The sequence below is a fragment of the Streptomyces yaizuensis genome, from assembly GCF_034961445.1.
GTDB lineage: Bacteria > Actinomycetota > Actinomycetes > Streptomycetales > Streptomycetaceae > Streptomyces > Streptomyces yaizuensis.
The window spans coordinates 677,046-688,711 of the sequence record NZ_BSBI01000003.1 but is presented as its reverse complement, the minus strand read 5'-3'; the positions used below and the strand labels follow the sequence as shown (position 1 = coordinate 688,711).

The following is an 11,666-nucleotide window of genomic DNA, read 5'->3' as shown; positions in this document are numbered from 1 at the left end:
GTCGAACGACGACGGACCCAGCCCTCCAGCACCACCCTCTGGGCATCGGTCAACGACAACGGCGGGATCTTCGGTCCAGGACGACTCACACCCCAACCAACGACAAACCTCCGACTCAGGTCACTAGATGCAGCCGGTCGTCCTTGATACGGAATCCGCGCTGCGTGTAGTTCAGTGACGGTGCCGCCTCGCGCTTGCGCTTGATCCGGGGCATCCCGGCCCGCTGCCGCATCGGCAGCTTCGCCTTGACGTCCTTCAGGGCCTTGGCCCGGGACTTCGCGAAGTCCCGGATGATCTGCTGCTGCGGGACGCTTGCGCCTTCCCGCAGCCAGGTCATCGACCGCCGGGCCTCAGTCAACATCCTGTCGAGCTGCGCCGGGCCGCACGTCGCCCTCTCGCCGGTCGTCTTGTTGTGCTGGTGGACCTTGCGGGACATCGCCACACACTCGTTCCACACCCAGCGACAGCGTGCCCACTCATCGTTCAGCTTCGCGAGCGCGCCAGACGACACGCGCAGCCGGAAGGTGTACCGAGCATGCCCGACCACCTCCCCGGCCATCGCTGCTGTGGTCACGATCCAGAACGTAACACCCCGCACTGACAACGGAAGAGAGCGCAGGTCAGAACAGATACGGAGGGAACTCTGGCGCTTCGCGCCTCCGCGCCAAGGACCCATTCCTCCCCGACCTGAAAGCCGGGGCATCCTGGAAGCAATCAGGTGAACAGAGCAACCCTCGGATCAGCGCTGCGGGAACTGCGGCGGCCCTCCGGGCTGGAGGCCGAGGCGGTCGCCCGCAGCGCTGCCATGTCCGGATCCAAACTCTCCAAGATCGAGAACGGCAACACCGCACCCAGCGTCACCGACGTGGACTGCATCCGCAGACCGCCGGGCCAGGCCCCGCGGGCGGCGATCAGGAGGTGGCCAACCGGTACCGGGAGGCCGTGGCCGAGTTCCCCGCCTCCGGCGTACCCCCGATCCAGACGGCCCATTGGCTCATCAAGCCGCCATCCATGATCCGGGGAACCTGGGAGGAGCCCAAGGAGGCCGGCGAGTGGCTGGGGCTCCAGCTCGCGGAGTTCGCGCCTCGCTTCGCCTCCGCCGGGGACCGGGAGGCGACCAGGCTCCTTCTGCTGGCGACGGCCGCGGTCGAGCGGCTGACGTGGGGCGGCGACGTGTCCCTCGGCCACTATCTCTGCGGCACGGTCTTCCACTCCGTCGCCGTCGTGACGTGCTCGCCGAACCGGGCGGCACCCGATCTCCCCTGCCCCGCGCGGAGGAACCGGCCCTGACGGCGGAGGCTCCGGCACGCGGATCGCCGTCCCGGACTTTCCGCCGGAAAGCCGCATCCCGCCCGCCAACGCGCCGTGATAGTCAAGCGAAGATCAATAGCGTTGACGTGAGCACGCCTGCGACCTACGTTGACGATCATTCAATTCGGGACCGGACTGTGCGGGGGTCGGCGTGCGGAGGACTGTCTGTGGAGCGACGCTGTCGCTGCTCCTGCTTGGCGCCGCCGTCGGCTGCGGAGCCTCCGAGGACAACAAGCAGGGCAGCCAGCAGGACAAGAAGCCGCAAGCCGCACCGCAGACCCCGAAGGGCGTGTGGCAGGACGGCCTGAAGCCCGCGAAGAAGGCCGGCACCGTCGGGACCGTGGGGACCCCCTGCGTCCTTCCCGTCGCCTTCGACCTCGCGGCCTCCTGGAAGCCGCAGCCGGTGGGCAGCCAGGACATCATCGAGGCCCCCACGCAGGGCCCGGTCACCCTCACCTGCGAGATCGACGCCAAGCCCGCCGGGAACGTCGGCTTCCTGCGGGTGTGGAGCAGCCTGAGCGGCGATCTGCGCGCCCGGCAGGCCCTCGACTCCTTCCTCGCCGAGGAGCAGAACGTCTCCAAGCCCACCTTCCGGGAGACCAGGGCGGGCGCGCTCCCGGCCACCGAGGCCACCTACCTCACGCAGCCCCTGCCCGAGGACGAGCCGAAGCGCGAGCGCGCCCTCTCGGTCGAACTCCCCCATGGCGCGGTCGTCCTCCACCTGGGCGGAATGGACACCGCCGAGCACGACGCGATGCTCCCCGCCTACGAGCTGGCCCGGACCTCGCTGACCGCCACCGGAGCCGTTCCCTGATCCCGGCCGCCCGCGAGCGCCCGCGCGCTCCCGGCCGGTGAATCACCCGCGCCCTGCCCCACAGCCCCGCCACGGGGACGGCCCGGCGCGCTCTTTCCCCTGACCACGAGGCCGGGGCAGCACCCTGCCCGGATTCCTTGTGCCCCTCTCTTCCGGACCCCCGCCCCGGAGCCCCGCCGCGCCCCCGTGCGCCGCGCCGCTCCGCGCACCGGGAGGCCCGGAATCCCCCATGGCGCCGCGATGTCCTCGTCCCGGCGCCGTCCACCGTGCACGAAAGGTACGACAGGCATGCACGCACACAGGCCGGTCCGCGCGCGGCGGCTGGGCGGGGTGATGAGATCGGCGATCGCGGCGACGGCCGCGGCCACCGCGATCTCGCTCCTCGTCCCCGTCGCCGACGCGGCGGCGGTCCAGTCCCGGGCGACGGAGCCGCGCTCCGCCGCCGGCGGACAGGCCGCCGCGAGCCAGGCGCCCCCGGGTCTCCCGGACCTCAAGTGGGCCCCGTGGCCCGAGTGGAGCATCTGGACCAACTTCTACAACACCGGGAACAACAAGGACTGGAGCATCTGGAACGCCTGGACCCCCAGCAACGCCACCGGCGAGCAGGAGCAGGCGGACCGGTGCCGGCTGGGGACCGTGCTCCACCGGGGCGGGCCCCTGGTCAAGTCCCTGGCGCAGACGGCCCTGAAGGGAACACCGGCGGACCGCCGCGCCGCGCTGACCGAGAACACCTCCGGGAAGACCCCCGTCACCCTCGCGAACGACAAGGACTGGGCCACCGCGCCCCCGCCGCCGGGCTTCGACACGGAGCAGCAGAAGCGCTGGCTGGCCCAGATCGGCCAGTTCCAGCACCACTCCGACGCACCCGAGTTTGACACCGAGACCCGTAAGTTCCGGCGGGACGCCGGCCAGCGCACGCAGGACGCGGTCTTCGCCGATCTGGTGCCCAGGGCGGGCAAGGCGTCGATCGACCGCATCACCGCGCTCATCACCGAGCAGCAGGCCACCGACGAGTATTTCAAGGCCCTCGACACCTTCCAGAAGGACCTGGCCAAGGCCGTCGGCGGCACCCCCGGCAAGCTGACGGACATCACCCAGGGGATGTCCTCGGACGACGCACGGATGTTCCTCCAGTCCGGCGGGTTCCCCAAGGTCGCCCCCGAGCCGGGGTCCATGGAGTTCCGTACGGAGGTCGAGAGCCTGAAGGCCCGCTGGGCCAACTGCGACTTCAAGAACCCGGCCGACCCGTACCGGGTGCTGGGCCAGGCCGTCGAGACGGCGCGCGCCGAGTGGCAGGCCGAACTCGGCGGGCAGGCCACCCACCGCGACACCATCGTGGACGCCGAGGCCAAGGCGTACAACGCCATGTGGGACGCCTCCTTCGCCATGGTCGAGGCCGTCGGGCAGGCGTGGGTCGCCGAGCAGATCAACGTCTGGCAGCGCTCCCAGGGACCGACCTGGGTGCCGACCGCCGCCCAGAAGACCAAGATCCAGACCGAGATCAAGAAGACCCAGACCGCCATCCAGACGCAGGTGACCCGGGCCAAGGCGCTGGCGACCGAGGCCGCCAACCAGGCGACCCGGGCCGACACCGCGCAGACCGCCGCCGCCGCGCTGGCAGCGGCGGCGGGTGCCCCGCGTGGCCGGGGTCTCGCCTACGCGCAGCAGTCCGTGCAGGTCACCAAGGCGGCCGCCGCTGCCGCGCTGGCCGCGTCGAAGAGCACCGACACCGCGCTCCTGGCGTCCAAGGCCACCGTCGCCGACAACGGCGCGCTGTTCTCACGGGCCCGTGCCGAGGCGCACGCCCTGGAAGCCGAGTACCGCCGGGCCGCCGCCGAGGAGAACGCCCGGCAGGCCAAGGCCGCCGCCGACGCGGCCGCCGCGCAGACCGCCCTCGCCGGCAAGGAGGCCGAGAAGGCCAAGGCCGCCCGTGCCCGCGCGGAGAAGGCCGAGGCCGACGCGAAGGCCGGGGCCGCCGACGCCCGCGCCAAGCGGCTGACGGCCGAGCAGGAGAAGGCCAACGCCGCCGCCGCACGCCGGCGGGCCGAGGACGAGCGCGCCAAGGCAGCCGCCGCCGAACAGCGGGCCGCCGCCGAGCGCCAGGCGGCCGCCGACGCCCTCGGACGCGCCAACACGGCGGGAGCGGAGGCGGACACCAAGTCCGCACGGGCGCTCCAGGCCGAACGCGATGCCACGGCCGCCCGGGACCGGGCCGTCGCCGCCGAACGCGACAAGAACGCCAAGGCGTCCCGCGCGGCAGCGTACGAAGCCGCGGCGGCAGCGGCCGAAGGCACCGAGAACGCGGCGGCCGCCCGCGCCGCCGCCACCGAGGCACGACAGGCCGCCAACGACGCGGCGGGTGCCGCGAGCCGCGCCCACACCGCCGCGAACCAGGCGCAGGACGCCGCCGTCGCCGCCCGCAAGGCGGCGACCGAGGCGACCGCCGCAGCCGACCGTTCCCGTGCCGCCGCCGACGGGGCACAGGCCGCGGCGGCCCGCACCAACGCGGCCGCGAAGACCGCCCGCGCGGCGGCGGCGGACGCCATCGACGCCGCCGAGGCAGCCGCCTCGCACACCCGCGCGGCCGAGGCCTTCGCCCGCGCCGCCGCCGCCAACGCGCGCGCCGCCCAGGCCAACGCCACGGCCGCCCGCGCCGAGGCCGTGAAGGCCCGTGCCGAGTCCGCCGTGACCGCCGGTTACGCCTTCGCCGCGACCCAGGCCGCGCACGCCGCCCGCGACGCCGCGAAGCACGTGATCGCCCCGGCGAACGCCGCGATCTCCCTGGGCAGCCCCTACCAGCAGGTCGACGCCTCTGCCGGGATGGCCGTCCTCGTCGGCCAGAGCGCCAAGACCCTGGCCGAACAGCAGGCGAACGCCGCCCAGGCCAGCGCCGCGGCCGCCGCCAAGGAGGCCCAGGCCGCCAAGGACGCGGCCGCCCGCGCCGACAAGGACTCCAAGCTGGCGGCCGAGGCAGCGTCCCAGGCAGCCGCCGAGTCCGCTCGGGCGGCCGAGTCGGTGAAGCAGGCCCACGTGTTCGCGGCGGCAGCCGCCGCCGACGCGAAGGCCGCGCAGACCGCGTCCACGAACGCCGACCGGTACGACCGCGAGGCCCAGGCCGACGCCACCGCCGCCGACAAGGCCGCCACCTCGGCCGAGGGCGAAGCGGCGGCCGCCCGCAACGCCGCGACCGAGGCCGAACTCGACGCCGCGAAGGCCCGCCAGTCCGCGAACGCCGCCCAGAGCGACGCCAACGCGGCCGACACCGTCGCCCGCTACGCCGAGGAAGCCGCCGTCCGCGCGGAGAACGCGGCGAAGAACGCCCAGGCCGCCGCCGTGGAGGCCGAACAGGCCGCCACCCGCGCCGAGGAGGAGTACCGCCAGCGGCAGGAGGCCGCCCGCCAGGCCCGCGCGGAGGCCGCCGCCGACACCGGCCCCGACCTGACCGCCGACGAGGAATCGATCCTGCTCCGCATCTGCGGCCAGCCCTGCGTGGACGATTGGCGGGCCGCGAAGGCCGCGTCCGCCCAGGACGTCATGGACTGGGTCGTCGCCAACGGCGGCCAGATCATCCTGGACGTCGTCGGCTGGACCGACGCCAAGAAGTGCTTCACCAAGGGCGACGTCGAAGCCTGCCTCTGGACCCTGATCAACGCCGCCAGCCTCGCCGTCGTCATCACCAAGCTGCCGCAGCTGACGGTCGCGGTCGGCCGCGTGGCCCTGGGCATCGGCAAGTTCTTCGAGACCTCCGCCAAGGCCAAGCGCACCATCCAGAAGCTCCGCGACCTCATCGACAAGGCCCGCCGCGACCCGGACGCCCCGTCCTGCCTCCGACCGCCCACCCGCCCGGCGAGGGCCGCCTTCGCCGCCGCCGCGTCCTCCACCCCCAACGACCCCTGCAACCTCTACCGCGACCTCGACGACCTCCCGTTCGAGAAGCTTGAGGACATCGAGAAGCGGTACGGCACGGAGGTCGCCGACGGCGTCGAGTACAACTGGGGGAAGATGCAGGAGAAGGACGCCGACGGCTTCCCGACGAAGAACGCCAAGGACCACGCGATTCCCGGTATCGGCACGAACGTCGAGGAACTGGCGAAGTACTGGGCGAAGTGGCGTGGCAAGGAGACCCACATCGACCCCGTCACCAAGCACACCGTCGCCTACGACGACACCAAGGGCGTGGTCATCATCATCCTCACGGGCCGGAACATCCACGGCTACAAGATGACCCACGACAAGTTCCTGTCGAAGTTCCTTCCGTTGCCGCCGAAGCCGTAGGGGATGATCACACACACCATGGACACGAAGATCGACCTGACGGCCGAGGGGGAGGCGTTCACCGCGCGTCTCACCTGGGCACAGGCCCGCCTGATGCGCGAGGCGCTGGAGTGGTGCTCGGACGACCGCTACACGGACACGGCGGTCGCGGTACGGCTGCACGCCGGCCGGGGTGAGGTCCGACGGCTGGCCGACCGGCTCGCCTGCGAGCCCGGTTCCACGCTGACCGTCGTGCTGAGCCTGGACGAGCTGCACGTGATCCACGCGGCGCTGACCGGCCTGACCACGACCTTCCTCTCGGACCGGGGCTTCTCGGTGGAGAGCTTCCGGGAGCGGATCGGCTTCTTCCCGGAGAACGTCGAGACGGTGGCGGTCTCGCTGGTGCTCGCCGCGTCGGCCGCGTCGGAAGGAGGGCCCGCAGCATGAGGACCTTCACCCGGGCGACCAAGGTGGGCGAGTCCTACCGGCTCTACCTCAGCTGGGTGCAGGCGGACCTCATGGTCCGGGCCCTGCGCGTGCTGGCCGAGCAGGACGTACCCGAGGCCGTACTCGCCGTACGGCTCCTGGCGGACCGCGAGGATGTCACCGGCCTGATCGACCGGCTCACCCCACCCGACCGGTCCCCCCGGGACGTCACGCTCACCTCGCGTGAGCTGCACGTCATCCATTCCGCACTGGTGAACCTGCCGCTGAGTCTCAGCACGAAGGCGGGCGTCTCCGAGGAACGGATCCACGAGGAGACCACCTTCTACCGCGAGAACTTCGAGGGCATGGCCCTCGGCCTCCTCGCGGCGGTCTCCGGCGCGGCCGGCTCCTAGGGGAACGCCGGTGGCCCTCCCCCATACCCCGGAGGAGGGCCACCGGCGCACCGGCCGGGCGCGGCGTGATCTGTGACCCCTGTCACTGGCGCCTCCTACAATGCGGGGAACCCACACCACCGATGGAGAGGCACGGGATTTTGCTGCCCTCGGAACCGCCACCCCCGCCCCCCGATCCGGACCCCGCACCGGATCCCGCACCGGCACCGGCCCCAACGCCGGCCCCGGCAGCGGCAGCGGGCCCGGAATCCGGTTCCGAGCCGGCGCCCTTACCCCCACGGCCGTCCCGCGTACGCCGGGCGCGGGAGTGGTTCGACGGCCTGTCCGAGATCGGCAAGGCCACCATCGTCGCCGCCGTGATCACGACCGTCGGCGGAGGTGTCTTCGGCGTCGTCAATGCGAGCATCGCGGTGCTGGCCGGTGGCGACAAGGACGACAAGCCCGGCGCGGCGGCCTCACCGAAGCCCTCACCCAGCGACCGTCCCTCGGGACCCGGCGCGGGCGAGGGCGAATCGAGCGCGGAGCCGAACACCCGTCTCACCGACTGCCGGAACTCCACCGACCAGTGGAATCGGCTCCCGGAGATCCCCGGAGCGAAGGATTTCGCCCCCATGACCCAGCGCGTCGACTTCGCCGACATCAACGGCGACGGACGCGACGACTACCTGGTGGTGGACGCCGGCACCGGAGCGGTGAGGGTGTGGGAGAACCGGGGGACCAAGAGCGGCGCGGGCTTCGCCTGGGGGCCCGGCTCGCACCTCATCACCGCCACCACCCTCGCCCCCGGGAGGGAGTACGTCGACTTCGCCGATGTCGACGGCGACGGTTTTGACGACCATCTGGTGGTGAACAGCGAGAACGGTTCGGTCAGGGCGAGGAAGAACCATGACGGCCGCCTTTCGGGCACGGAATGGAAGGCCGACGCCAAGGCCCTCCACAAGAAGGGAACGAACCCCGGCATTGTGTTCGCCGACATCGACGGCGACCGACGGGACGACTACCTGGCGTTCGATCTGGCATCCGGCGATGTGGCGGCGCTGCTGGGACTCTTCGACCGTTCCGGCCCCCGGCCCGACCCGGAACACCTCGCCCAGGTCGTCACCGTCGACCTGGGCGAGGGAGAACGACTCGCCTTCCACAACGTCGACTGCGACAGCCGCGCGGACGCCCTGATCAGCGATGAGAACGGCCCGCTGAGGGCCCGGATGCACCTCGACCACGACGGCGGTGGAGGCCTCGTCTGGGCGGAGGAGAAGCAGATCGCCACCGGAGACGAACTCGACCGCCGGACCCAGTACCGCGATTTCGCCGACCTCGACGGGGACGGCCGCGCGGACTCCCTGTGGGTGAACCGCACGACCGGGGAGGTCACGCCCTGGCTCAACCGGGGCGGCGACTGATCGCCTGAGACCGTCGGCCCTCCTCCCCGCGCGGGGAGGAGGGCCGTCGCGTCATACGGCCCGGCTCTTCGCGAACGACACGAAGTGGGACCACTGGGCGGCGGGGAAGACGAGCGCGGGGCCCGCCGGGGACTTGCTGTCACGTACGGGGACGCGACCCGACGCGGCGGCCACCAAGGGAGCCCACTCCACGCAGTTCGGGCCGGTGACGCCGGACCTTCGATCCGAACAGATGTCGGGCACTCCTTCTCGGCTGAACCTTCTTCGATCTTCCCACTCCGGCTCCTCCCACAATCCATCCCGGGACAGAAATCCCTGGAAATCCGGTGGACAGAGGAAGACTCTGGGAGTGAACTCATTGATCACAAGGGGAAGTTGGAAAAATACTCCGCACGAACGACCCTTCCGAACGAATTCACTTCCCACTTAAACGCAACCATCCAGTTGCGGTATTCGCCATGCAGTGCAACCCTGAAATTGCACCCCACAACCAGGAGGCACCGCCATGAGCACCAAGGACCGGATCGAGAAAGAGATCTTCATCGCCGCACCCCCCACCCGCGTATGGGCGGTGATCACCGAGCCCGAGCACGTCGGAAGCTGGTTCGGCCAGGGCGAGCCAGCCCCCGTCGACCTGCGCCCCGGCGGGACGATGTTCCTCGACCACGGGGAGTACGGCCAGTTCCCGACGACCATCGTGGACGTCGACCCGCCACGCCGCTTCTCGTACTACTGGGCCTCCGCGTACCCCGGCGAACAGGCCACGCCCCAAAACGCCACCCTCGTGGAATTCACGCTCACCCCCGAGGGCGACGGAACCCGCCTCCACGTCGCGGAATCCGGATTCGCCGCGCTCACCATTCCCGAGAACCGTCAGGAAACCGCCTCGTACGAGAGTCATGACGGCGGCTGGGCCGGGCAGGTCGAGAACATCCGGGACTACACGGAGAAGCTGGCCGGATGATCACGGGCGACGCCGAGGTCTCCCAGGTGCTGTCCGCGCTGGCGGATCCCACCCGGCGGCGGATACTCGACGCGCTGGTGCGGCAGGGCGGGTCGACCGCGACCGTGCTGGCGGAGGAGTTGCCCGTCACCCGGCAGGCGATCGTGAAACATCTGGGGGTGCTGGCCCGGGCCGGTCTGGTGGTCGCGCGGCGGGAGGGACGGGAGGCCCGGTACAGCGTGGTGCCGGGGCCGCTGGACGCGACCGCGCGGTGGATGGAGCGGACGGCCTCGATCTGGGGCTCCCGGCTCGCGGCGATCAGAAAAATCTCGGAAGCCACCGACCGGCAGGCAACCGATCATGGCCGGAATCCCTCATGAGAAATGGAACCGCCCCCGTCCCGGCGTGGGGGCCGAGACGGGGGCGGGTTCTTGGGGGCTGTGATCAGCCCGGCTGGGCAGGTCAGCCCATGTGCGGGTAGGAGTAGTCGGTCGGCGGGACCAGCGTCTCCTTGATGGCGCGGGTCAGCGTCCAGCGCATCAGGTTCTGCGGGGCGCCGGCCTTGTCGTTGGTGCCGGAGGCGCGACCGCCACCGAACGGCTGCTGGCCGACGACCGCACCGGTCGACTTGTCGTTGATGTAGAAGTTGCCGGCGGCGAAGCGCAGCTTCTCCATCGTGTACGCGGCGGCGGCACGGTCGTTGGAGATGACCGCACCCGTCAGCGCGTAGTCGGAGACCGACTCCATCTGGGTCAGCATGGCGTCGTAGCCGTCGGCCGACTCGTCCTCGTAGACGTAGACCGCGAGGATCGGGCCGAAGTACTCGGCCTTGAAGACCTCGTTCTCCGGGTCGGTGCACGCGATGACGGTCGGGCGGACGAAGTAGCCCACCGAGTCGTCGTAGGTGCCACCGGCGATGATCGTGCAGGTCGGGTCGGCGGCGGCGCGGTCGATCGCGGCCTTGTTCTTCGCGAAGGAACGCTCGTCGATCACGGCGCCGATGAAGTTCGACAGGTCCGTGACATCACCCATGGTGATGCCGTCGACCTCGGCAGCGAACTCCTCCTTGAAACCGGAGTTCCAGATGGAGGCCGGGACGTACGCGCGGGAGGACGCCGAGCACTTCTGGCCCTGGAACTCGAAGGAGCCACGGGTCAGTGCGGTCTTCAGGACAGCGCGGTCGGCGCTGGGGTGCGCGACCACGAAGTCCTTGCCGCCGGTCTCGCCGACGATGCGCGGGTAGGAGCGGTACTTCTCGATGTTGTTGCCGACCGTCTTCCACAGGTGCTGGAAGGTGCGGGTCGAGCCGGTGAAGTGGATACCGGCCAGGTCGCGGTGGTTCAGGGCCACCTCGGAGACGGCGATGCCGTCGCCGGTCACCAGGTTGATGACACCCTTCGGCAGGCCGGCCTCCTCCAGGAGCTGCATCAGCAGCACGGCGGAGTGGGTCTGCGTCGGGGACGGCTTCCACACGACCACGTTGCCCATGAGGGCCGGGGCGGTCGGCAGGTTGCCGGCGATCGCGGTGAAGTTGAAGGGCGTGATCGCGTAGACGAAGCCCTCCAGCGGGCGGTGGTCCATGCGGTTCCACACGCCGGGGGCGTTGGCCGGGGGCTGCTCGGCGAGGATGTCGCGGGCGTAGGCCACGTTGAAGCGCCAGAAGTCGATCAGCTCACAGGGAGTGTCGATCTCGGCCTGCTGCGCGGTCTTGGACTGGCCCAGCATCGTGGACGCGGCCAGCGTCTCGCGCCAGGGGCCGGCCAGCAGCTCGGCGGCGCGCAGGATGATCGCGGCGCGGTCGTCGAAGGACATCGCGCGCCACGCGGGGGCGGCGGCCAGGGCGGCGTCGATCGCGTCCTGGGCGTCCTGCTGGGTGGCGCCCGCGAAGGTGCCGATGACGGCCTGGTGGTTGTGCGGCTGCACGACGTCGACGCGCTCGCCGCCGCCCATGCGCTTGACGCCACCGATGGTCATCGGCAGCTCGATCGGGTTCTCGGCCAGCTCCTTGAGCTTCGCCTCAAGACGGGCGCGCTCGGGGCTGCCGGGGGCGTATCCGTGTACCGGCTCGTTGACCGGCGCGGGGACCTTGGTCACTGCGTCCATGG

11 protein-coding genes and 1 pseudogene are annotated in these 11,666 nt (G+C 71.2%); 9 read left to right on the top strand and 3 right to left on the bottom strand.

Going from position 1 to position 11,666, the window contains the following annotated elements; translation table 11 throughout:
- Positions 1-124 precede the first annotated feature (124 nt).
- Positions 125-559 (bottom strand): annotated as a pseudogene (locus tag SYYSPA8_RS11205) (RNA-guided endonuclease TnpB family protein); the annotation flags it as partial.
- A gap of 159 nt (positions 560-718) precedes the next feature.
- Here SYYSPA8_RS11205 and SYYSPA8_RS38330 point away from each other — a divergent pair.
- From SYYSPA8_RS38330 to SYYSPA8_RS11170, 7 genes are all read left to right on the top strand, one after another.
- Positions 719-1,015, top strand: a complete 297-nt coding sequence (locus SYYSPA8_RS38330; protein WP_407705965.1) for a helix-turn-helix domain-containing protein — start codon at positions 719-721, stop codon at positions 1,013-1,015.
- Positions 919-1,290 (top strand): hypothetical protein, encoded by a 372-nt coding sequence (locus tag SYYSPA8_RS11195; RefSeq protein WP_407705964.1) that lies wholly within the window; start codon positions 919-921, stop codon positions 1,288-1,290. Before SYYSPA8_RS38330 ends, SYYSPA8_RS11195 begins: the two co-directional genes overlap by 97 nt.
- A 172-nt stretch (positions 1,291-1,462) precedes the next feature.
- Positions 1,463-2,125, top strand: coding sequence for a lipoprotein (locus SYYSPA8_RS11190; RefSeq protein ID WP_323446888.1), 663 nt, complete (start codon positions 1,463-1,465; stop codon positions 2,123-2,125).
- Positions 2,126-2,413: 288 nt separating this feature from the next.
- On the top strand, positions 2,414-6,400 hold the full coding sequence (locus tag SYYSPA8_RS11185; protein ID WP_323446887.1) for a hypothetical protein: 3,987 nt from the start codon (positions 2,414-2,416) through the stop codon (positions 6,398-6,400).
- Positions 6,401-6,418: 18 nt separating this feature from the next.
- Positions 6,419-6,826 carry a hypothetical protein gene (locus SYYSPA8_RS11180; RefSeq protein ID WP_323446886.1) on the top strand — a complete coding sequence of 136 codons (408 nt, stop codon included), beginning with the start codon at positions 6,419-6,421 and terminating at the stop codon, positions 6,824-6,826.
- On the top strand, positions 6,823-7,218 hold the full coding sequence (locus SYYSPA8_RS11175) for a hypothetical protein (protein WP_323446885.1): 396 nt from the start codon (positions 6,823-6,825) through the stop codon (positions 7,216-7,218). The genes SYYSPA8_RS11180 and SYYSPA8_RS11175 overlap by 4 nt, the downstream gene beginning before the upstream one ends.
- 356 nt (positions 7,219-7,574) lie before the next feature.
- Positions 7,575-8,618 carry an FG-GAP repeat domain-containing protein gene (locus SYYSPA8_RS11170; protein ID WP_323446884.1) on the top strand — a complete coding sequence of 348 codons (1,044 nt, stop codon included), beginning with the start codon at positions 7,575-7,577 and terminating at the stop codon, positions 8,616-8,618.
- A gap of 51 nt (positions 8,619-8,669) precedes the next feature.
- Here the strand turns inward: SYYSPA8_RS11170 and SYYSPA8_RS11165 are convergent, their stop codons facing one another.
- A complete protein-coding gene (locus SYYSPA8_RS11165) occupies positions 8,670-8,861 on the bottom strand; it encodes a DUF397 domain-containing protein (RefSeq protein ID WP_323446883.1) in 192 nt (63 codons plus the stop codon).
- Positions 8,862-9,123: 262 nt separating this feature from the next.
- Here SYYSPA8_RS11165 and SYYSPA8_RS11160 point away from each other — a divergent pair, with 262 nt between their 5' ends.
- Together SYYSPA8_RS11160 and SYYSPA8_RS11155 are read left to right on the top strand one after the other, a co-directional pair.
- A complete protein-coding gene (locus SYYSPA8_RS11160; RefSeq protein WP_323446882.1) occupies positions 9,124-9,582 on the top strand; it encodes an SRPBCC family protein in 459 nt (152 codons plus the stop codon).
- The gene (locus SYYSPA8_RS11155) at positions 9,579-9,941 is read left to right on the top strand and encodes an ArsR/SmtB family transcription factor (RefSeq protein WP_323446881.1); all 363 of its coding nucleotides are present in this window, start codon (positions 9,579-9,581) and stop codon (positions 9,939-9,941) included. The genes SYYSPA8_RS11160 and SYYSPA8_RS11155 overlap by 4 nt, the downstream gene beginning before the upstream one ends.
- Positions 9,942-10,023: 82 nt before the next feature.
- On the opposite strand, the gene pruA is transcribed toward SYYSPA8_RS11155, so the two are convergent.
- Entirely contained in the window at positions 10,024-11,664 is a 1,641-nt protein-coding gene (gene pruA, locus SYYSPA8_RS11150; protein WP_323446880.1) for an L-glutamate gamma-semialdehyde dehydrogenase, read from the bottom strand.
- Between the last annotated feature and the right edge of the window lie 2 nt (positions 11,665-11,666).